The organism is Dysgonomonas sp. (assembly GCF_035323175.1).
GTDB lineage: Bacteria > Bacteroidota > Bacteroidia > Bacteroidales > Dysgonomonadaceae > Dysgonomonas.
This window is the reverse complement of the sequence record NZ_DAOKYH010000019.1, coordinates 37,708-59,911: the sequence shown is the minus strand read 5'-3', so window position 1 is coordinate 59,911 and position 22,204 is coordinate 37,708. Positions and strand designations below refer to the sequence as shown.

Here is a 22,204-nt window from a genome sequence, read left to right as displayed (position 1 = left end):
CTATATCCCTTATATGCAAACTGTTGTTAAACATATTTTTTTTCAAACCTTTTTTTGAAATTTGAGGGGGAGATGACACAAAAACTCAATCTGAGTAGACCAATCAAGCAAATAGAAAAAAAGTAAAACGATCAGAAAAATACCCGCTAAAGAAAAAACAAACTACAGAAATTCTACTTTGCCGATAGAGATAACTAAGAACAAATAAAGAATTAAACATTGCTTTTTTGTTTTAGAAATCGATTTGCTAAATATTTCCGAACCGGCGTATCGTAAAATTTCAAACAGATATAAGCTAAAGCAATACTTCCGACAAGAACTCCAGCTGCACCGGGTAATGATTCCTGGAATGTGAGATTCTCATTCTTCACCCAAGCATAATATAAATATATAAAAGGGTAATGCACCATATATAAGGGATAAGAAATATCACCTAAGAACTGACATGTGCGCATTGTATATTTATCGGTCGTTTGTCCCGAAGCTCCTAAATAAACAAGTAGCGGAAAAAATACAACGCAACACATAGTGTCATATATTCCATTCATCCATAAATGGTCAGCTCCACCGATACGTGGCACAGCTAAAAGGATAACGATAGCAAAACTACATATCCAAAAAGCACCTTTTATATTCTTGGCTGGTTTAAAAATACGAGAAAGCAGCAAACCTGCAGAGAAAGAAAACAACAACCTGAACGACCCTCCGGCAAACTCTGTTCCGTTTAATGAATATCCGACACATATATCTCCTAAAGGACCTAATACCGCAAATGCCGCCAAGCAACATCCGGTAACAAAAACAAGTAGAGCAAGAACCTTTGTCGAAAACCTGCGAATAAATAAAACATAAAGAACATTTCCTATATATTCAAAGAATAAAGACCAACTGGGCCCATTGAGAGGAAACATTTCTCCCAAGCCTCGCACCTCTGTTGCTGTACTAGCAGGAATCAAGAGTGTATTTAATAATGTAGCGACAAACAAAGCCACAACAGTCACTTTGGATACATCCCATACAGAACAGCCTTGAAAGTAGAACATGATCGCTCCAATAATAGCTCCCATCACAACCATTGGATGCAATCGTATAATTCGGCGTTTAATAAAATCTTTTGCTTTCATTGTTCCCCAGCGACCATCATAAGCATAGCCTATAACAAACCCTGACAGTATAAAGAAAAAATCGACAGCTAAATATCCGTGATTGATACGTTGGTCTAAATGACTGGTGGCAAAAGCTTCAAATATATGAAAACAGACAACCATGATAGCGGCGACCCCGCGCAGCCCATCCAGTATATTGTAATGTGGTTTTGTGTCTGCAAATGCAGCCATAGAAATTTGCGTTTTCAGCATAACTTAAAATTCTTATATTTTGGTGTATTCTGGTATTTCAAAAAATAAAACTTACAAAGTAAGCACTTTTTACAGATACTTTAATAATCGACTTATTACCCAGAATAATATTTTCGGATAATAAAACATGTTTTATATTATAAAAATAGATTCCTCAGCTATCATATTATTTGATTATTTTTGTGCAAAATAACACTCAAAACCTGTTTTATGTCTTACAATCAATTAATAAATCCCAAAAGCATTGTCATAGTCGGCGCTTCTGATAACATTTTGAAACCGGGAGGGAGTGTTTTGCATAATATTATAAATGGGACATTCGAAAAAGAGCTATATATAGTAAATTCGAAGGGAGGTATCATACAAGGTATTAAAGCCTATACCAAGGTTGAAGATATACCTCAAGCGGATCTTGCCATTATATCTATACCTGCCAACCAATGTATAGAGACTGTAGACTATCTGGCGAATAAAAAGGGCGTAAAAGCTTTTATTGTATTTTCTGCCGGATTTAGCGAAGAATCTGAAGAGGGTGCTATCAGAGAAAAACAACTTGTAGAAATTGTAAATAAGGCCGGAGCAATTATGATCGGCCCTAATTGTTCTGGATTTTTCAACACGAATCATCAAAGCATTTTCACTCGTCCTATACCGAGCCTCGATACGAATGGAGTAGATATAATTTCCAGTTCGGGAGGAACAATTACTTATATCATAGAGTCTGCTATGCGTATTGGACTGAGATTTAACTCAGCGTGGTCAATAGGAAATGCTGCTCAGATAGGAATTGAAGATATATTGGAATATCTAGATAAAGAATTTGATCCGGAAACCAGTCCGAAAATAAAACTTCTCTATTTAGAAAAAATTAGTAATCCCGACAGATTTCTTCTTCATTCATCTTCCCTCATCAATAAGGGGTGCAAAATAGCTGCCATAAAATCGGGCAGTTCCACATCCGGCAGTCGCGCAGCATCTTCTCACACGGGAGCAATAGCGAGTTCCGACTCAGCCGTTGAAGCCCTGTTCAGAAAAGCGGGAATTATACGCTGCTACTCACGCGAAGAACTTGCGAACGTTGCAGCAGTATTAACATTAAAGAAAATAAACGGACGGAACTTGGCTATAATTACCCAAGCAGGGGGTCCGGCCGTAATACTAACAGACGCTCTATCAAAAGGGAATATTGATGTTCCAGAACTGGATAAAGACTTGGCAGCCGAACTAAAGAAGCATCTCCTTCCGGGAGCTGCAGTATCTAATCCTATAGACATTATAGGAACAGGAACAGGCGAACACATGGCTACATGTATTGATTTTTGCGAAACATACTTTAAAGAAATAAATGGTATAGCCGTTATATACGGAAACCCCGGAGTGAGCAATGTAGCTGAAGCCTATAACATGCTGGATAAAAAAATAAAGACCAGCAAACTACCGATATACCCAATATTGCCTTCGGTGATAGCTGCGTCGGAAGAAATGGAAACCTTTGTAAAGAAAGGACATGTCAATTTTACAGATGAATATGCTTTGGCAAATGCTCTCTCTAAAGTTGTTTCCTGGACTCCTCCATCGGTAGGCAAAATAGAAGATATATCTGTTGATATACCCCGTATAAGAACTATTATCAGCAACTCTGCTGATGGATATATAGATAGTGAAACGGTTAGGCAATTGTTTGATGCCGCAGGTATTCCACAGGTGCAAGAATTGGTAACAGCCAATAGGGACGAAGCTATCGCTTTTGCCGACAAAATCGGATACCCAATTGTAGCAAAGTGTGTAGGCCCTATTCACAAATCAGATGTGGGAGGGGTTGTATTAAATATACATTCGGCAAACCATTTATCAATCGAATTTGACCGCTTGATGAAAATAGCCGATGCTACAGCCGTCATGGTACAGCCGATGCTATCGGGGCAAGAACTATTTATCGGTGCAAAATATGAACCTACATACGGTCACATTGTTTTATGCGGACTGGGTGGGATTTTTGTAGAAATACTGAAAGACGTAGCATCGGGACTTGCACCTTTGAGTTTTGACGAAGCTTCTTCGATGGTACAATCACTAAAAGCATATAAAATAATAAAGGGTACACGTGGACAAAAAGGCTTAAATGAAAAGTTGTTTGTAGAAATCATTGTACGCTTATCGGTTATGCTCAGGTTTGCTCCGGAAATAAAAGAGATGGATATTAATCCGCTTCTGGCTAACGAAGAAAGAGTTATAGCCGTGGATGCAAGAATCAGAATAGAAAAATAGCATTGATTATATATAGCGAAGAAGCAGTATCGGCAAAAGTATATCTTGGCTGGTATTGCTTTTTTTGAAAAATCTTTTTATGAAGTACTTTATTATATTTCAGAAATATACTACCTTTATTGCCGACAAAATCTATAGGTATGAAAACGAAGAATTTTGAATAAATAGTAAATATAAAATATAAAGCCGGACATTTCGTTCTCGGCTTTTTTTATGTGCAACAGACAAATATCAAACGCTCAAAAATGAAAGAAGAAAAGAAAATTGTTTTAGGTATTTCAGAAAAGCCTAAACCCGCCCAATGGCTATTATTGAGTATTCAACATCTATTTGCCATGTTCGGAGCAACCGTACTTGTTCCTGCACTCACCGGAATGAGCCCTGCTGTGGCTCTTATCTCGAGTGGTATCGGTACATTGGTATTTATAGCCATCACAAAAGGCAAAGTCCCTTCTTATCTGGGATCATCATTTGCTTTTATCAATCCCATCATAGCTGTAAAAGCTTTGGAACTCGATCCTTCGTCGGGTGTAGGTATGGGAAGTTTCCTTGTAGGTAGTTTCCTTGTGGGGGTTACTTATTCAGTAGTTGCACTTATTATAAACAGAGCCGGAACAAAGTGGTTGATGAAGTTGCTTCCTCCGGTAGTAGTAGGACCTGTGATTATGGTTATCGGACTGGGACTTGCAGCTACAGCCGTTAACATGGCTACTAACAATCCTGCAGGAGATTATGACCTTACGTATGTGCTCATCGGTTTAGTAACTCTTACCATAACAATTCTTACGGCCATTTTCACTCGCGGATTTCTTAGTGTTATTCCTGTATTGGTAGGTATAATTGGCGGGTATGTATTTTCTATTATCTTAGGAGTTGTAGATGTGCAACACGTAGTTGATGCAAACTGGATCGAAATGCCTTCTTTCTCCATCCCATTTGTTCATTATACACCTTCTTTCACATGGAGAGTATTCTTAATGATGGTTCCTGTTGCTATCGTTCCTATCGCTGAGCATATCGGACATCAGCTTGTTTTGAGTAAAGTAGTTAGCAAAGACCTGATCAAAGACCCGGGGCTAGATCGCTCTATGCTGGGCGACGGGGTAGCCACTATGATAGCTGCTACATTAGGAGGACCACCGAATACTACTTATGGTGAAAATATCGGTGTTTTAGCTATAACTCGCGCTTTCAGTATTTATCTGTTTGTAGGAGCTGCAATCTTTGCTATTATGTTTGGTTTTTGCGGTAAGATATCAGCTTTGTTATCTACTATCCCTACTCCGGTAATGGGTGGCGTTTCTATCCTCTTGTTTGGTATAATAGCCTCCAGCGGGCTACGCATGCTTGTGGAAAATAAAGTAGACTTTAGCCGTAAGCGCAATCTTATTATATCTTCTGTGATACTTGTTATTGGTATCGGAGGCGCAGCAATACATATCGGCAAAGTATTTTCTTTGGAAGGAATGGCACTGGCTTCTATAATCGGGGTTGTACTTAACCAAGTATTGCCAGGCAAACAGGTTGTAGATTTTGATGAGATGTTTAAAGAATAAACAGTTACATATTTTTTGAGGGGTAGTTGGATTTATTCAGCTACCCTTTTTTATTTAAATATTTTTGAGTTCATTCGTATGCTTTGATACTTTATGTGATTATTTTCACCTTATTGCGACTAATATATAACAAGAGTTTAAAATTTAATAGATTATGAAAAGGAAATCATTTATCTCAAACATCCTTATGTTGATGTTTTTATTTGCTTCGATGAGCGTTTTTAGTCAAGCTCCCAATATCCCATTAGAAGATTTTTTCAGAAACCCTGAAAAGTCATCTTATCAGATATCGCCGGATGGAAAATATTTTTCTTTTACAGCGCCTTATGAGGGACGTATGAATATTTTTGTACAAAAAGTAGGTGACAATACTCCTGTAAGATTAACTTCTGAAACAGAAAGAGATATTGCCGGTTACTTTTGGGGAAATAATAATCGCATCTTGTTCCTCAAAGATACAGGAGGCGATGAAAACTTTCAGCTATATGGGGTAAACGCTGATGGAAGTAACCTGCTTCCTCTTACCGCTTTTGAGAAGGTACGTACTACTATTATTGACGATCTGCCTGAGATAGAGAGCGAAGTTATTATTGGTCTCAATAAAAGAAATCCACAGGTGTTTGACCCATACAGGCTAAATATAGAGACCGGAGAGCTGACAATGTTAGCTGAGAATCCCGGAAATATTCAGGGCTGGATGACAGACCACGATGGGAAATTGCGTATTGCTATCGCACTTGATGGTGTAAATCAAAGTTTATTGTACCGCGATAAAGAAAGTGATCCATTCAGAACACTTATAACTACAAGTTTTAAAGAAAGCATAAGCCCTTATTACTTTACTCCAGATAATCAGAAGTTGTATGCTACTTCTAACATTGGCAGAGATAAAGAAGCTGTCGTAATATTTGATCCGCAAACGGCTAAAGAAGTCGAAGTTTTGTACGAAAATGATACTTATGATCTGTCAGGGATTTCATATTCTCGAAAATATAAGAAATTACAGGCTGCATCTTATCAGGCTCATGAAGGAGCAAAGCGTCATTTCTTCGATAATGATTTGAAAGCTATTTTCGATAAAGTAACAGCAAAAGTATCAGGAAAACCTATTAGCGTTAGCAGCCAAAATAAAGATGAAGATATGCTGATTGTTCGTACATATAACGATAAAACCCCCGGAGGATATTATCTCTATGATGTAAAGAAAGATGAACTGACTCATATAGCAGATATTTATCCTTGGATCGATGAAAACAATATGGCCGAAATGAATTGTGTGAAATATACTACACGAGATGGTTTAACGATAGAAGGTTACCTGACTCTACCGAAAGGATATACTTTGGAGACAGCAAAAAATCTGCCTGTAGTTGTTAATCCGCATGGTGGCCCGTGGGCACGTGATAGTTGGGGCTTTAATCCGGAAGTACAATTCTTAGCCAATAAAGGATATGCTGTATTCCAAGTGAATTTCCGTGGATCTACCGGATTTGGTAAAAAGTTCTGGGAAATATCGTTCAAACAGTGGGGAAAAACAATGCAGGATGATATAACCGATGGTGTGGAATGGCTGAAAAAGAAAGGGATAGCAGATCCTGCTAAAATTGCCATCTACGGAGGTAGTTATGGTGGATATGCAACACTTGCCGGACTAACATTTACTCCTGATCTTTATGCTTGTGGAATTGACTATGTGGGTGTATCTAATCTATTTACTTTCCTGAAAACGATTCCTCCATACTGGAAACCAATGTTGGATATGATGCACGAAATGGTGGGAGATCCTATTGCCGATAAAGAATTATTGGAAAGTGCTTCACCTGTATTTCACGTAGATAAGATTAAAGCACCGTTGTTTGTAGCTCAAGGTGCAAATGACCCACGTGTAAATAAAGACGAATCGGATCAGATGGTTGAGGCATTGAAGAAAAGAGGTGTTGAAACCCAATATATGGTAAAAGACAATGAAGGTCACGGTTTCCATAATGAAGAGAATCGTTTCGATTTCTACCGTGCAATGGAAAGCTTCTTGTCAGCGCATATTGGTAAGTAATATTTAATTATATATAGAACTGTTTGGACAGTATAGCTATGTCATTCTGAGTGTAACGAAGAATCTCTTTTTATAATCGAGATGTTTCACTTCGTTCAACATGATAAAGAGACAAAGGTAATACACTCCAAACAGTTCTTTTTATATTTTCTCTATAAAACTCTTTTTGTGATTAATGAGGGTATTCTTATAAAAACTTAATAATAATGTAAAATGTAGATTGTTTTTGTTTAAGTAGGAAAGTCTTTTGTTCATAAAGGTTAGATTCTAAATAAATCCTTGAAAAAATATTTAAACTTCCACCACATTCCGTATAGTTTTCGCAATTGAAAACGGCGATTGTAATGACGCATACTTTTGTAGTAAACATTTCGGCGAGCTTGTATCGGATACTTATCTATGATAGACCAATCCATTACCCCTCCCAAAGGAATCAGTTCGTTTGTTGAGACTGCTTCTATTTTATATTTTTTTGCTAGCATTGAATATATGCTTTGGTCGTGACGGTTCTCTTGAAATCCTTTTAAGTTAGGACTTCTCGAAGGAGCATCTGTAATAAGACTGAAATCATCATCAATAACTTTCACCCATTCGTTGACAAAGGCAGTTGACTCAGGTCCCTTTTTAATAAATATGATCCCTGCCTCATATTGGGTTGTTTGCGTTACTTCTGTATTGTCCCTGACGCCAAAGTAATCAAAAATGTCCCCTTTAGTCCATTCATATTCAAATCGTAGGCCTTCCGGCATTCCATTATAGTTTTTCTCAAAACTTCTGAAGCCTAACATTCCTGAAGGGCTTTTTTCTACTATGTCATAATATTCCGTCAGGCGTTCTTTCCCATTCGGGTTTAGGTAGCATCCTACATCTGTATAGAGCAAAATGTCACCATCATTCATCATGTCGAGAGTCTTCTTTATCAAAGGTGGTTTCCAGCACCAATAGCCATATCCTTTTGAATAAGGATACATATATCGTCCCCATTTTTTACGAAACTCTTTACTTAGATCTTTTTCGGTATATGTATATATTTCGTCGAATACTCCCATCGCTTCGGCATTTTGTACAAACTGAGGAAATCCCGGAGCTAATAGTGTATTACCAAATGTGCATAATACTTTTTTCATGCAAGGATGTCTAATTATAGTCTATCTTTGAACCAATATTTTACTCTCCACCATCTGCGATAAAGCTTTCTTAACCTAAAGCGATGTTTGTAGTGATATCTGCTTGGGTAATATTTATCTCTGCGAGCTTGTATGGGATATTTTTCGAGAAGATTCCAGTCTCGTTGAAATATTTCGTTTGTGGAAATTTCTGCTATCCCATACTTTTTGGCAAGGATAGAATAAATACTTTGATCGTGCCTGTTTTCTTTAAATCCGGGTAAGTTAGGGATTCGTGACGGTGAATCTGTAGCAAGACTATAATCATCGAGATATGCCTGATACCAGTCTCTGACAAACTGCATCACAACAGGGCTTTTTTTGAAAAAAATAATAGTGGATTCGAATTGAGGTGTATGTGTATAAGTCTTATCATTATATACACCATAATATTCAAACACATCGCCCTTTGTCCATTCATATTCATAATAAAGAGTTTCGGACATACCGTTGTAGCTGACCTCTTGGCTCTTTACACCAAGTATTCCTGTTGGAGTTTTTTCTACAATATCATAATACTCTAAGAGTCGTTCTTTGCCTTTGGGATTAAAATAACAGCCAATGTCTGAATAGAGAAGTATATCCCCCTCCTCCATTTTGTCCAATATCTTGAGGATAAAATAGGGTTTCCAACACCAATATCCAAAACCTCTGGAGTATGGGATAAGGTATCGTCCCCATTTTTTGTAAAAGTTTGCATCTAAATCTTTTTCACAGACAGTATGTATATCATCAAAGATATCCATACTTTCAGCCATGCTTCTGAAGCGGGGAAAGCCTTCTGTTAAGTAATAGCTACCAAATGTACAGATTGCTTTTTTCATTAAGTTTTGCGTTAATAATTGATACAAAAATAGGGCATTTTTCGAATAAAACACCCTATCTTATTTTGATTGTTAGTTAATTACATTACTTTATTGCTTTACTTCTACCCATTGTCCGGTAGTACGTCCATTTATATCAGGGCTATACATAGCCGAACTGGCTACAGCCGGAAGATAGAATTTACCACAATACGCAGCCTGCAATCTGACCTTGAATGACATCGAATATCCCGTACCCAGATTGAAGTAAGTATATACTCTGTCATCTCTGATGTCTTGATAGTTATACGCACCGGCTGTTCTTGTATCGGCTTCGTTGAACAAGCGATTGTTGAATATCTCCCATCCTGAGGCAAATATCTGATCAAGTGTCATATCTGTAAGATATTGTCCTGAAATGTTTTGAACAATCACATTTGCATAGAATTCTGTTCCTTGTCGTAGAGAAGAAACATCCAGCTCTTTGCCGTTTTCGTCTATATATTTTACATATAGTTTTACTCCATTCGCTTCGGCAGGATTCTTGTCTGTCAGAGGTTGTGTTTTACCTAAAAGACGGACAAATATATCACCCTGTCCCTTATTCTTAATCGATATGTTTACCTTATCGTGAGGTTTTATATTTACTTCTTGGAATACATCGCCCGAGTTACTTACTTTTTGAGGAACTCCATTCAACGACCATTCGTAAGAGATAACACCTTTACCCATTTTTTCAGCCAGTCGAGACATAGCGATTAAACCATAAGCTGCAGTTTGGGTAGTTATATAACTTCCGCTCAGGTATTCAGATACTTTGAATGAGAGTTTTAGCGCTTTTTGTGTCTGTCCTAACAACAGGTATGTCTCCATTATCATAGCCATATCGCGCTGAGAACTACCAAATGTGTTGTTACTGAATGCATAATGTTCTACCTGATCGCTGGCATTGTTTGTCAGTTGCAGTGCCGCATCTTTCTTCCCTGCTAGGGCGTAGGCAGCAGCCAACCTCCAACGAGCCTGTACTGATAGGCCTTGCATTTCTTTCAATCGGTTCATCGCTCCCAACTCAGGATCTCCGGCAAGCGCCAAAGTATATAAGCGATATGCTTGCTGCAAGTCACTCATCGAGTAAGTATAATAAGAACTGTAAAGGTTACCCTTATTCCATGTTTGAGCAGCTTTTTTCTGGAACTGTTTCCACTTGTTGATTACTGATGTTGGAACTTCCCATCCTGCTTTCTGTGCTTCCAGCAAGAAGTGTCCGGCATAGCTGCTTACCCATTCATCCGGATAACGATTGCCCGGCCAGTAAACAATACCACCGTCGCCAAGTTGACGTGAAACGATTGTCTGAATAGCCCCTTTTACGTTGTCTGTTACTATAACTTCTTTTTCTTTTTCGGTAAGAGGTCTGAATTTCTCTAAGAATAGTAGCGGGAACCCTTTTGATGTTACTTGCTCGGTACATCCGTGAGGATAGTAGCGCAAATAGGTTAATGTGTTATTCAGGTTCACTCCCGGCATACGTGATACTTCGAGTTTTGCCCAGTCTTCAGCTTTGATGTCTTCGAATGATATGGCTAGATGTGCCGTATCATTTGGCGAAACAAGAGCGTGAGAACTTAACAGGACATTCGGATTCGGATTGCGAATCTCAATATCAATTGTTTCTGTTGCAGATTCTCCTCCTCCTGTCGCTCTAATCACAACTTTTTCATAGCCTGTTTTCTTGCCGACTTTCACTTTAAAGTAAACCATCTTATCGCCTACATTCGTAAATGATACAGATTTAGAAGTTCCTTCTGTAAACTGGAATATACCCTTCGATTCTACTGTCAGATTTACAGTTTTCACTTTCTTATCCATCGCAAATACATTTACAGGAAGCAAGAACTCTTCGTCAGGACCCGCCACACGTGGTAATGTCGATAATATCATCAGCGGATTTCTTACAGGAACAGTTTTCTCTCCACTTCCGTAAGCACCTTTTTTATTTCCGGCAACAACCATTACACGTACTGATCCGAAATAAGATGGAAGTTTGATTTTGTGCGTATCCGTTTTACCTCCGCTTATTGTAAATGGCCCCATATATTTTACTACAGGTTTAAATCGGCTCATAACATTGTTGGCTGGTTTCAAAGCTTCGTCACCACCGATGCTCAACAGAGGTCCAAGTTTACCCGTTTGTGCGCCTACTACCATGTCGAACATATCCCATGTGCGTACACCGAGAGCCTGACGTGCATAGAAATCAGCCCAGGCATTTGGTGTTTTGAACGATGTGAGGTCTAACAAGCCTTCATCTACAATAGCGAGGGTATAAGTCATATCCTTCTTGTTCTTTTCGGATACGGAAACACTGAATTCTTTTTCCGGACGGAGTTCATCCGGCATCGTGATGACAGGATTCAGCTCCGTTTCTTTATTTTCTACATTGATATTCAATATACCATACATGCGGATAGGCAGGTCATTGTCTGTTTGCGCATGCGGTTGTAACTGGCTGGCGGCAATGTAGAAGTTAGGTGTCATTTCTTCTGTCACCTTGAAGGTGTGTTTGGTATCTTCTGTCGCACTTGTTTTTACCCATTCGCGCGAAATGATACGTGAGCCATCCTCTATGGTAATCAAGGTGCGACCCTTTGAACTTTTTGGCAAAATTACGGTAACAGTTTCTCCAACTTTGTAAGACTGCTTATCTGTAGAGAACGAAAGCATTGTTAATCCGCTTGGGTCATCTTTCTCCGAGCGTCCTCTCCACGATGGCCAATCCACATAGAATACTCTCCCTGTGATGTGTCCGCTCTGTTCATCTTTTACCATGATGAGATAACGTCCCCAATCCGGATAGTTTACACGGAACTTGGCTTTCGCTTTTCCTGCCGAAGTTGAAATGTTTTCATTTAAGAGTACTTCGGTAGATGTATTATTCACATAAGAAGCCAAATTATCATTGGTATTCCACCACCAAGACCATTTTAACTTATAAATTTTCACATTTACATTCGAGCGGTTAATCGGTTTTCCTTCGGGGCTGAGAGTAACAATATCAAACATATTGTCCTTGTCTGTCTCCAACCAGCCGTAATCGCTACTTGTTGGGACTTTAACTCCTACATATGCCGAGTATGGAGAGTAAGCTGCAGTTTGAGTATATATACTGGCATCTCCCCCCGACTCAAATACTCGGGAAACGATATTCGCCCGCAACATTCCCGGTGCGCTAGATGCCTGAGGCAGGCTTGTTCTCACCGTTGCATTCCCTTGTGCATCTAGTTTCCCATCAAAAACTGTATAGGTATCGGACGCAAAGTTCGACGTTGGGTTGTTGAATGTATAAGTTTCATATCCTTTGAAAGGATTGGATGCTTTACTTAAAGTCATTTCTACTTTTGCTGCCAGATTTGCTGCCGGAGCACCATGTAGCCACTGCGAAGACAACGGGGCGGAAAATGTGCCGCTGCCTGCATTTATCATTTCACCTGCATCAAGCCGTACTTTTAAACGGTTCGGCTTAACGGTTTCTATTTTCAATGTCTTTGAGAATGTTACACCTCCCACCTTTACACGCGCCCTCCAGTTGCCTGTGATAGCATTCGGGTCGGTAGCCATACGGAAAGCATAGAATCCATCTTTACCGGTAGTGGATACATAACGTTGAGCCATTTGACCGCGTGGAGTATATAGTTCGAGCGAAACAGGATGGTCTTTTGGTAATGTCTGATGTCTATCTTCGAGAATAAAGGTGACAAATATGGAATCGCCCGGACGCCACACGCCTCGCTCTCCATAGATATACCCTTTCAATCCTTTTTGTATCTCTTGTCCGCTAACATCAAAGTTGCTAAGCGATAAAGAAAGGTTTGAAGTAACCTTCAGATATCCTTTTTCTTTACCATGCGATGCAATAACTGCAAACGGAACACCTCCCTTGTATTCTATTTCTGTAAATCCGTCTCCATCTGTTTTGCCTGTGCCAATGCGCTGCATCTGATAGTTGTAAATATCAACGGTTGCACCCGAAATAGGGTTTGTAGTTAATATATCTGTAAGGGCTACTGTCATTTTCTTTTCGGAGCCCATTTTAGCAGTGATACCAATGTTGGATGCTAATACAACGACCTCTGATGTTTTGTTCATGTAATATGTCGGGTCGCAAGGGTTATTTCTTTCTTGCCAGTTATATTCATCCCAATCCCATTCGTCGGAGTAGTAATAATATCCGGGATTATCCCATTGCTTTTCATCTTCTTCGTCCATTTCATTATCGAAACGTTGCAATGCAGCATCTTTCGGTATCTGAGGAATTATACCGTCGCAAGGATAAAGAGAGTATTCTTTTTTCATGGTGAATTCCACCTTGTATACTGCTCCCGGATCTTGCTTTATCAATTTTGCCATATCCAGAGAGAATGTATTCCATTCATCCAGTTTCATCGTAGGATCTTCATCCAGTCGGATACGTTTTTTTAGAATCAGACGACCGAAACGTTTTAGCTCGTTGCTTCCTCCAAAATCATTCGACTGTAGATAACCCAATATATTGTTTTCGTATATCTTAATAACTTTCACATCCACCGCCCAAAGATTGACAGCTTTGAATGGAATGATAAGATTGTCCGAATTGGGTAGTATATTACCCGCATTAGGTACTTCTATTTCGGGTTTATTCTTTTCAAAATTTACACTGAACGTATAATCTTTATCAAGAGTCTTGTTTTGTGAGTTTCTCAGCTCTTTGAATATTTTCAGATCGGTACTTGTCCCTCTTGTCGTTTTATCAAGATAGAGTTTCATTATATTTTTCTGAATATCGAAAGAGAAACTTTCTATAATACCCGGTTTTATCAGCCCTTGTATATTTTGATTGAGAGAAAGAGGATCACTGAATGTAATGCGGACGCATTCTTGCGGAGAATATTCCATTGATACGTCCAATACCTTAAAATCGGAGATTGCAGGGATAATGATTTTTTGCTCATCATCTCTTTTTGCATTTATGGCACTTCCCTTTATACTCAATGTATATTCTATTTCTTTTGTACCTCTGTAAAGGCTGTCTATCGTTAGATTGTATCTACCTTTTATTTCGCTTGGAGTAATCTTTATTTTAGCATCTTTAGATTTATCTCCGCCCGATAAAGAGAACATACTTTTTACATCGTCTGTGTTGGCCTCATCCGCTAAAAGAACTTCGCCTTGTACAGTATTCCACACAAGGTCATTATCTTTCATTTGAGTATAAGGGCGTAGGTTTACATTGAAGTTTTGTTCAGGCACACGGGAAAAAAAGTAGAACTCTTTGAAGTCACTATCTACTTTCAAAACCTTGTCGAGCTTGAACCAAGCATCATATTCTGTCCCTTGTTTCAACTCTCCGGGCTCAGGTACAAATTTGATAGTACGTGTGCTGGTCCAGTAGGCTTTACCTTTTATCGATGGAGAAAATTCAAATAGCTCCTGCTCGATTTCTTTATTGAGCTCGGCTGTCGGAATATCTTGTGTAAGTTCGATTTGGATCTCCGAAGAGGAAGATATTTTACCATAGGTAAAGGCGGCAATATATTTTGCAAACTCGGAGTTGATCTCTTTACTACCACTTTTTCTACATGAATTTAGACTAAAAAGACATGCTATGACGATCAGGCTAAGGGTGAATAGGTATTTTTTCATAAATTGTGCTATTGATGCAAGTTAGTATAAGTACAAATATATGAGAATATTTTCGATAAAGAGATTGATTGTATTTACTTTTTATAAAACATATATAAATTGTTTTCTCTGTAAAAATTCTGTTTTCTAGTGCTTTATGTATTTGTTTCAAAAAAACAGGAAAAAGTTGTAACTATATTCTCCGGATTATCGTCTTATGTATAGAAGCGCTTTTCAAATAATTTGTAAAAAGATTAAGAAATATTTAAAGTAAATACAGTCATGAGAACAACAATATTAACATCACTTTTAGTCGTATTATTATCTGTAGCAAATGCATATGCAGGGAGTCCTAAAACCAGAGTTTATAGCAATAATGACGACAAAACGAAAGAGTACGTAACGGTAGATAAAGAAACCTCGAAGGTGCTGGACAAAACAGTATACAAATATAGTACTGACGGTTCTTTACAAGAAAGGGTACTTTATAAATGGGTAGATAAAGAAGGTTGGGTAGGAGTTCAAAAGTACAGTTATGAATATAACAATAAAGGACAAGTCGTAGATATTGCTTACACAACATGGGATCAGAGTATATCTACATGGTCGTTACAGTCTCAGCACTTGCAACACATATATGATGCACAGGGTGAACTGTTGGCAGTAGTGCAGGTGAATGCAAAAGATAATCTGACAGCAATAAAATAGAACTTATATTTATCAACACGGTATTGTGATCCTGCTTCTCGAAAAGAGGCAGGATTTTTTATATAAACAGATATAAGCTGAATGCCATGACCAGCATTCCGGCTACGAGTCCCATGATGGAAATATGATGTTTTCCGTATTTTTCGGCACTAGGCAAAAGTTCGTCCAACGAGATGAACACCATAATGCCCGACACCGCAGCCAGTATAAGCCCATTTATAGCAGGAGTCCAAAACTGTAAAAGGAAAAAATAGGCAATCAGAGCACCGAACGGCTCAGCCAGACCCGATGCGAATGAGAGCCAGAAAGCCTTTTGTCGGCTGCCTGTTGCATGATATATGGGTACAGCTACGGCAATCCCTTCGGGGATATTGTGTATTGCTATCGCTATCGTAATCGGTATTGCAACGTCTAAAGACCCGAGAGCCGATGTAAACGTGGCTATCCCTTCGGGGAAATTATGAATTGCTATAGACATGGCCACTACGATACCGGTTCGTTTCAATGCACGTTTTTTTATACCCATATCTTCTACTCCTTGTATTTCATGAGGGTTTAGAGACTCGGGGATAAGAAAGTCTATGAGATTGATAAATGCAATTCCTATAAAAAATGCCAGAATAAGATATAGTGTACCCAGTTTTTCTCCATAAGCAGCAACAAGTTCTATTTTCCCTTCGGGTATCATTTCCATAAAAGAAACGTACAACATGATTCCTGCCGAAAATCCGAGAGAAGCACAAAGGAAATTCGTATTTGTATGTCTTGCCAATAACGCAATCAGGCTGCCTATTCCGGTAGATAGCCCGGCTATAGCAGTAAGTATAAAAGCTAGTAATATATTATAATCCGACATCCTTAGTAGCGTGTTATGAATGTAAAGGTATGATATAGTTTTTATTTTGAAAACTATATTTTTTATAGATTGTTTTTGATATGAACATTTTTGGTACATTTAAAGTTTAAATCACACAAAAATATAATTATGTCTACATATAGGGTTCATTACATTCAACATGTCCCATACGAAGGGTTAGGATATATCGGAAAATGGGTAGAGGATAACGGTTATAATCTAACCGTAACCAAAATTTATGAGGATTATAAGTTTCCTGATCAGGATGACTTTGATATGCTCGTAATTATGGGAGGTCCTATGGGGACTTATGAAGAAGACAGCTATCCTTGGTTGAAAGATGAAAAGCTCTTTGTCCGAAAAGCAATTGATTCACACAAAGCAGTGCTGGGTATCTGCTTGGGTTCGCAGATAATAGCCAATGCATTGGAAGCCGCAGTATATCCAAATAAGGAAAAGGAAATAGGCTGGTTGCCCATATCGTTTGTTGACAAAGAATCTCAGGACTTATTCGGAAGTGAAACCGTGTCTCCTATTGTTTTCCAATGGCATGGCGATACATTTGATTTGCCCGCAGGAACCAAACTGCTCGCTTCGAGTGAGGCATGTGTTAATCAGGCTTTTTCGTATAAAGAAAAGGTTATCGGCTTACAGTTCCATTTTGAAGCAACTGAAAAAAGCTGTGCCGATATACTCAATAATAGTGATGAAGAACTTGTTGGAGGAAAATATATTCAATCGGAAGATTATATAAGAAAAAACACTCAATATATTCCGTCATGCAATAAGATGATAGAAACAATCTTGAATAAACTGATCAGACTATGACGCATCCTGAGAAAAAAGCAAACACAGGAGCTTTGTTATTTATCCTGTGTCTGGCTTCTTCGCTTGTGCCTTTTATAAGCTCGGCTCTAAATCTTGCGCTGCCGTATATCAACAAAGACTTATCGCTCAACGCTGTTATGTCGGGATGGGTACCGACTTCTTACATGCTATCTACAGCCATTTTGCAAATACCCTGTGCCCGTATGGCAGACATGATAGGACGCAAAAAGGTGTTTATATGGGGGGTAGTTATACTGACTATATTTTCGGTATTGAGTGGATTGGCGACAACAGGAGTTATGCTTATCATTTATCGCTTCCTTGCGGGAATCGGTAGCGCCATGATGTTTGGTACCAGTACCGCTATTCTTACCTCTTCTGTCCCTGCCGAAAAACGGGGGAAAGCTATGGGGGTAGTTGCTGCAACTGTGTACTCTTCATTGGCTGCCGGACCTTTTGTGGGTGGTTTGCTTACTCAATATTTCAATTGGCATAGTATCTTTTTTGTTTCTGCGGCTATTTGCTTTATTGTCGCCGTTGGTGGATATTATATCATAAAAGAAGACTGGAAAGAAGAGGCTAAAAGTAAATTTGATACCATAGGCTCTATCTTGTTTGCTATTGGGTTGTTTGCTCTGATTTATGGCTTTGCGGAATTACCTCATATTCAGGGTTTCATTTTTATTTTAATAGGTGTAATCGTATTATTCCTATTTGCTTTATATGAAAAGAAACAAGAGTTTCCGGTGTTTAATATCCGTGTTTTTATCGGTAACAAAATGTTTCGGATGTCTTCGTTGTCTGCTCTGATAAATTATTCGGCGACATTTGCCATCTCCTTTATGTTGAGCTTGTATCTTCAGTATGTGCGGGGATTATCTCCTCGCGATGCGGGACTAATACTTATCATACAATCTGTTATACAGGCTATCGCCGCTTTGAGGTCAGGTAGTCTATCCGACAAAATGTCTCCTACATTTTTGGCAACCATAGGCATGTCTATTATTGCAGTCGGGTTGGGTGGATTGTGCTTTATCACCGATACTACAAGCTATTACTTTATTGGTATCATGATGGTTCTTTTGGGCTTAGGATTTGGTATATTCTCTTCTCCAAATACAAATATTATAATGAGTTCGGTAGAAAGAAAACATTATGGACTGGCATCTGCAACGATGGGTACGATGAGGCTTACAGGACAGTCTCTGAGTATGGGGATAGCTATAATGGCAATGTCGATAATGATAGGTAATATCGATTTGTCTTTAGCACCGCACCCTCAGTTTATAGGGAGCATGCGTATTACATTCATCACCTTCTTTGTGCTTTGTCTCTTTGGAGTATATGCTTCTTCGGTGAGGGAAAAGAAGAAACCGAAAGAATAAACTTCTATTTCACTTTTCTTCTTATTATTACAATATTCAGCGAGGATAAAAGTAAGAATATACATACTCCGGCAATCAGAGTGATCATAATATCCGAACCTTCGAACTCACTCCATACATTGCGTACAATATCGCTGTACTTGATGCGTATCACCAAGACCGAGGCAATTGCAAGTGTGAGTATCGCAAAATTCATCCCGATAGCCATTAATTCGTAAGGACGGACTACCACGCTTTTTGCATAACCTATCAGACGAAGATTCCGTAGTTTTTCCATATTCTTTTCCAATAGCAGATAGATGCTAAGTGTAAGAACAAAAAAGGCTAGTGCGCAGATTATTATTCCTATTGCAATAACAATGCCTACCATTATCTTGAGGAAATACGACATTTTACTCACTGCCGAGTTTTCGCCTTCTACTTCATAGTTGTTCTTTTTGAGGAAGCTCGCAATATTGGGGTCGGCAGGATTGTTTACTTCTACCATTAGTCGGCTGGGATTGGAGACGGCTTGTTCGCCGTAGTTTTCGTTTGCCCATTTCATAAAAGATTCGGGAACAAGGATTGTGTTTATCCGATTCGAAAAACCGGCTATTTGCCCTTTAAACTCTTTATGTTGCCATTTGCCTGATATCGTGATGTTGAAATTCACCATTCCTATTACACTCTGCGAAAGTTTCGGCATAGAGCGAGCTTCGGCAAAACCGAAATTGTAAAGGTCAAGGTAGTTTTTAGGAAGGATAATAGGAACGAATTCATCATCGGGACTAAACTTCCATCTGTCGGTCTTCACATCTATGAAATCATCAGGAACCGATTCGAAAAACATTTCGGTGTTGAAACCTCCCTGATTGGTATTTATTCCTCCAAAAACCTTATATCTCGAAGCGGTAAAAGCTCCTACCTGCGTTGCAAAACTGGTATTTTCTATATTCTTAATTTCTTCGGCTGAAAAACCCGATGCTTGAGGGTTCAGTGTATTGTAAATCCCTACTTGTTTTGTTAGTACCAGAAAATCCCTCTTCATGATAGTATCCTTTTCCGAAAACAAGGGATTGATATCCAGGTAAAACTGGAGGCCAAGCAGAACAATCGTTAATCCGATAAGGTTGGCTATGAAGAATCCGGCAAACTGTCCTTTGCTTATATTTTGTTTCAAGAGCTTCCAAACCAGATTCATAGCGATAATATTTGAGAGTAATCCATTGGTAAATCTTTGCCTATCGATGTGACTATCAACCCTGCATGCTGCGCTGTTACCTCTTTGAGGATAAGCTCAGTAATGATTTTGGCATTGTTGTCATCAAGATGGCTGATGGGTTCGTCGAGGATAAGAAAGTCGAAAGGCTGGCAAAGTGAGCGGATAATTGCGACACGTTGCTGCTGTCCCCAAGACATTTTTCCTATTGGTTGGTTTTTCTTGTCACTGATGCCCAACCTGTCGAACATCGAATTGATTTCCGATTCTGTTTTGTGGTGAGTGAGATTGTTTTTTAGTCGGATGTTTTCCAGAGCTGTCAATTCGGGAAAGAGACGCAGTTCTTGAAACAGGAGACTCAAATGTTTTGATCTGATGTTATCCCATTTTTTTCTCTTTATATTTTTGACTTCTGCTTCGTCAAAAAGGATATTTCCCGAAAAATCGGCTCTGTAGCCATAGATATAGCTACAGAGCGAACTTTTTCCTAGGCCTGATTCTGCTTTTATCAGGTATGTTTTTCCCTTCTCAAAAGTGACGTCTTTTCTCCAGATATCTGATTTTATATCTTTTATCTCCGAAAAGACATCAGGAAGGGCGTTTTTTAATTGTATCGTATTCATCCATGCTTAGCTGTTAGCTTCTAGCTATCAGCTTTTTATTTAATATTCCTGAGCGATATGTGTAACTACACTGTCTACAAATTTACAAATTACAGCAAGGCTATTGCCACTTGTATCTGTAATAACGATTTTACCATTACCACTCATGTCCTGAGTTGTTATATAATTATAATCACCAAGCAAGTCAAAGCCTTTTGTGGCAAGCTCCTTAGCTTTATCATTACCTCCTATTTCTGACAATAATAATGGTTTTAGAGGGCTGAAAGTTCCACATATAAATGTAGTCTTATCTTTAGCCTGATCCGACAGGTCACTCTTTAGTCCTGTTGCTGATATGTTTTTGAATACACTTTCGCTATTTGTAAAGAAGAACATATTGTTGTTGATTCCAAAGTAAGCATTCGTATTCTCATCCACTTTTAGCGAATATGTATTTGGATTCAGTTCAGTGAAAACGGCAGCTTCGCCATTAAGTTCTTTTATCTTCCCTTTTGCAATATTCCATATAGAGTTTGCGTCTTTGAGGTCTGCAAAAAATGAAAGCTCTGGAGATGAGTCTGTATATTCAAAATCGTAGTAATCAGATTTCTTTGTTACAATTTTTACATTATTTACGGCAAAAGTAATGTCTCCATTCATGTTGGAGATAAAAGATTTCAGGTCGATGCCTAACTCCGATAAGTTAGAACCTGCATTTTCTTCTATCAGAGAAATGAAGCCTAATTCGTTCAGATAATTATATATTCCTTCTCCTTTCATGTTAGCCGAGATGGAAAAGATCGGTTTATCTGTAAAGTATTTAAGCTGATCACCTTTTAGTTTACCTGTCATCTGCGATGCCAGTTCGTTAAATTTCTTCTCTGCTTCCGGGGTATCATAGTACATTTTATTGCTAAATGCTATTTCCCCTTTTTCGAACGAGATAAAAGCAGCTGTATTTATATCTTTTAATTGGTCATATAATCCTGTTAGCATTTTATTTACAGCATTCCCGTCATGTCCTTGCATTGCCAATGCCGGAGGTAACAAAGAAGACCACATTCCTTTTATATTACTGTATGAAGAGAAGATCGAAATATCCTTTTTGTTCGAAATAAATTCTGCGAATGATTTTTTAGAGTTGATGCTCTCTTTAGCTGTTTGCGTTAGTTGTTTTGTAACCAATGTTTTCAGATCAGGCAAGGCACTATGGTCGCGATAATATACAGTTCCCATATATGTAAGCAATAAAAGCTTGTCCTTAGTCCAGCCTATAACAAAGTTTTGTTGTACACTTACTGTAGACACCCCATCTTTTTCTTCCAACATTTGTTCCGGTAGTTCGAAGGTCTTGATAAGTAATTCCTTCAATTTCTTCTGATCGTCCATTTTCAGAACAATACCCATTGTCGTACTGTCCATATACATGTAACAATCGCTAAGAAAGTCGATGCCTGTCGAATTTGGGTTTTTAAGGAAACTCTCAAGCTGTTCAATAGCTTTTGTAGCATTGCCGCCGGATTTAGCCTTGTCAAGGGCTTCTTTTATAACTTTATTCTCCAGTGGCTTATAGTCGGCTTTTGTCAATAGAGATTTTGTATCGATATGTATAACAGTAGCGGCACTCGCCGGTATCGAGTTGGTCAAGTCTGCCGAATCTTTACATGAGTAAAAAAAAGCTACAAATAATGCAACTATGAGAGTAATACCCGTTTGTTTCATAATTTCGTGTTTAAAAATATTAATTCTGCGAATATAAGAAAAA

The 22,204-nt window shown here is 38.6% G+C and carries 14 protein-coding genes; 6 read left to right on the top strand and 8 right to left on the bottom strand.

From position 1 onward, the window contains the following. Positions 1 to 212: 212 nt before the first annotated feature. Positions 213 to 1,358: an acyltransferase family protein gene (locus PKC55_RS15740; RefSeq protein WP_291126390.1), complete on the bottom strand. Its 1,146-nt coding sequence runs from the start codon at positions 1,356 to 1,358 to the stop codon at positions 213 to 215. A 210-nt stretch (positions 1,359 to 1,568) separates the two neighbouring features. Here PKC55_RS15740 and PKC55_RS15735 point away from each other — a divergent pair, with 210 nt between their 5' ends. From PKC55_RS15735 to PKC55_RS15725, 3 genes are all read left to right on the top strand, one after another. Further along, the gene (locus PKC55_RS15735; RefSeq protein WP_135106915.1) at positions 1,569 to 3,626 is read left to right on the top strand and encodes an acetate--CoA ligase family protein; all 2,058 of its coding nucleotides are present in this window, start codon (positions 1,569 to 1,571) and stop codon (positions 3,624 to 3,626) included. A 245-nt stretch (positions 3,627 to 3,871) separates the two neighbouring features. Continuing rightward, positions 3,872 to 5,182 (top strand): solute carrier family 23 protein, encoded by a 1,311-nt coding sequence (locus PKC55_RS15730; protein WP_291126392.1) that lies wholly within the window; start codon positions 3,872 to 3,874, stop codon positions 5,180 to 5,182. A 193-nt stretch (positions 5,183 to 5,375) separates the two neighbouring features. Then, positions 5,376 to 7,235, top strand: coding sequence for a S9 family peptidase (locus PKC55_RS15725; RefSeq protein ID WP_291126418.1), 1,860 nt, complete (start codon positions 5,376 to 5,378; stop codon positions 7,233 to 7,235). A 260-nt stretch (positions 7,236 to 7,495) separates the two neighbouring features. Here the strand turns inward: PKC55_RS15725 and PKC55_RS15720 are convergent, their stop codons facing one another. The 3 genes from PKC55_RS15720 to PKC55_RS15710 all read right to left on the bottom strand — a co-directional run bounded on the left by PKC55_RS15720 (position 7,496) and on the right by PKC55_RS15710 (position 14,883). Further along, a complete protein-coding gene (locus PKC55_RS15720) occupies positions 7,496 to 8,362 on the bottom strand; it encodes a hypothetical protein (RefSeq protein ID WP_291126394.1) in 867 nt (288 codons plus the stop codon). A 14-nt stretch (positions 8,363 to 8,376) separates the two neighbouring features. Continuing rightward, positions 8,377 to 9,225, bottom strand: coding sequence for a hypothetical protein (locus PKC55_RS15715; RefSeq protein WP_324373567.1), 849 nt, complete (start codon positions 9,223 to 9,225; stop codon positions 8,377 to 8,379). Positions 9,226 to 9,315: 90 nt separating this feature from the next. Beyond that, positions 9,316 to 14,883: an alpha-2-macroglobulin family protein gene (locus tag PKC55_RS15710; protein WP_291126398.1), complete on the bottom strand. Its 5,568-nt coding sequence runs from the start codon at positions 14,881 to 14,883 to the stop codon at positions 9,316 to 9,318. 240 nt (positions 14,884 to 15,123) lie between these two features. Between PKC55_RS15710 and PKC55_RS15705 the strand changes: the two genes are divergently transcribed. Further along, positions 15,124 to 15,570, top strand: coding sequence for a DUF3836 domain-containing protein (locus PKC55_RS15705; RefSeq protein WP_324373568.1), 447 nt, complete (start codon positions 15,124 to 15,126; stop codon positions 15,568 to 15,570). Positions 15,571 to 15,628: 58 nt separating this feature from the next. Here PKC55_RS15705 and zupT read toward each other — a convergent pair whose 3' ends face one another. Further along, complete coding sequence (zupT, locus tag PKC55_RS15700) at positions 15,629 to 16,426, bottom strand: zinc transporter ZupT (RefSeq protein ID WP_291126400.1); 798 nt, start codon at positions 16,424 to 16,426, stop codon at positions 15,629 to 15,631. A 129-nt stretch (positions 16,427 to 16,555) separates the two neighbouring features. On the opposite strand from zupT, the gene PKC55_RS15695 reads away from it, so the two are divergent. Continuing rightward, positions 16,556 to 17,254: a type 1 glutamine amidotransferase gene (locus tag PKC55_RS15695; protein WP_291126402.1), complete on the top strand. Its 699-nt coding sequence runs from the start codon at positions 16,556 to 16,558 to the stop codon at positions 17,252 to 17,254. Further along, positions 17,251 to 18,639, top strand: coding sequence for an MFS transporter (locus PKC55_RS15690; RefSeq protein WP_291126404.1), 1,389 nt, complete (start codon positions 17,251 to 17,253; stop codon positions 18,637 to 18,639). Before PKC55_RS15695 ends, PKC55_RS15690 begins: the two co-directional genes overlap by 4 nt. Before the next feature lie 4 nt (positions 18,640 to 18,643). Here PKC55_RS15690 and PKC55_RS15685 read toward each other — a convergent pair whose 3' ends face one another. The 3 genes from PKC55_RS15685 to PKC55_RS15675 are packed head-to-tail and all read right to left on the bottom strand — an operon-like array spanning position 18,644 to position 22,161. Then, positions 18,644 to 19,819: a transporter gene (locus PKC55_RS15685; RefSeq protein ID WP_291126406.1), complete on the bottom strand. Its 1,176-nt coding sequence runs from the start codon at positions 19,817 to 19,819 to the stop codon at positions 18,644 to 18,646. Continuing rightward, the gene (locus PKC55_RS15680) at positions 19,816 to 20,460 is read right to left on the bottom strand and encodes an ATP-binding cassette domain-containing protein (RefSeq protein WP_291126408.1); all 645 of its coding nucleotides are present in this window, start codon (positions 20,458 to 20,460) and stop codon (positions 19,816 to 19,818) included. The genes PKC55_RS15685 and PKC55_RS15680 overlap by 4 nt, the downstream gene beginning before the upstream one ends. 39 nt (positions 20,461 to 20,499) lie before the next feature. Beyond that, a complete protein-coding gene (locus tag PKC55_RS15675) occupies positions 20,500 to 22,161 on the bottom strand; it encodes a DUF4836 family protein (RefSeq protein ID WP_291126411.1) in 1,662 nt (553 codons plus the stop codon). Between the last annotated feature and the right edge of the window lie 43 nt (positions 22,162 to 22,204).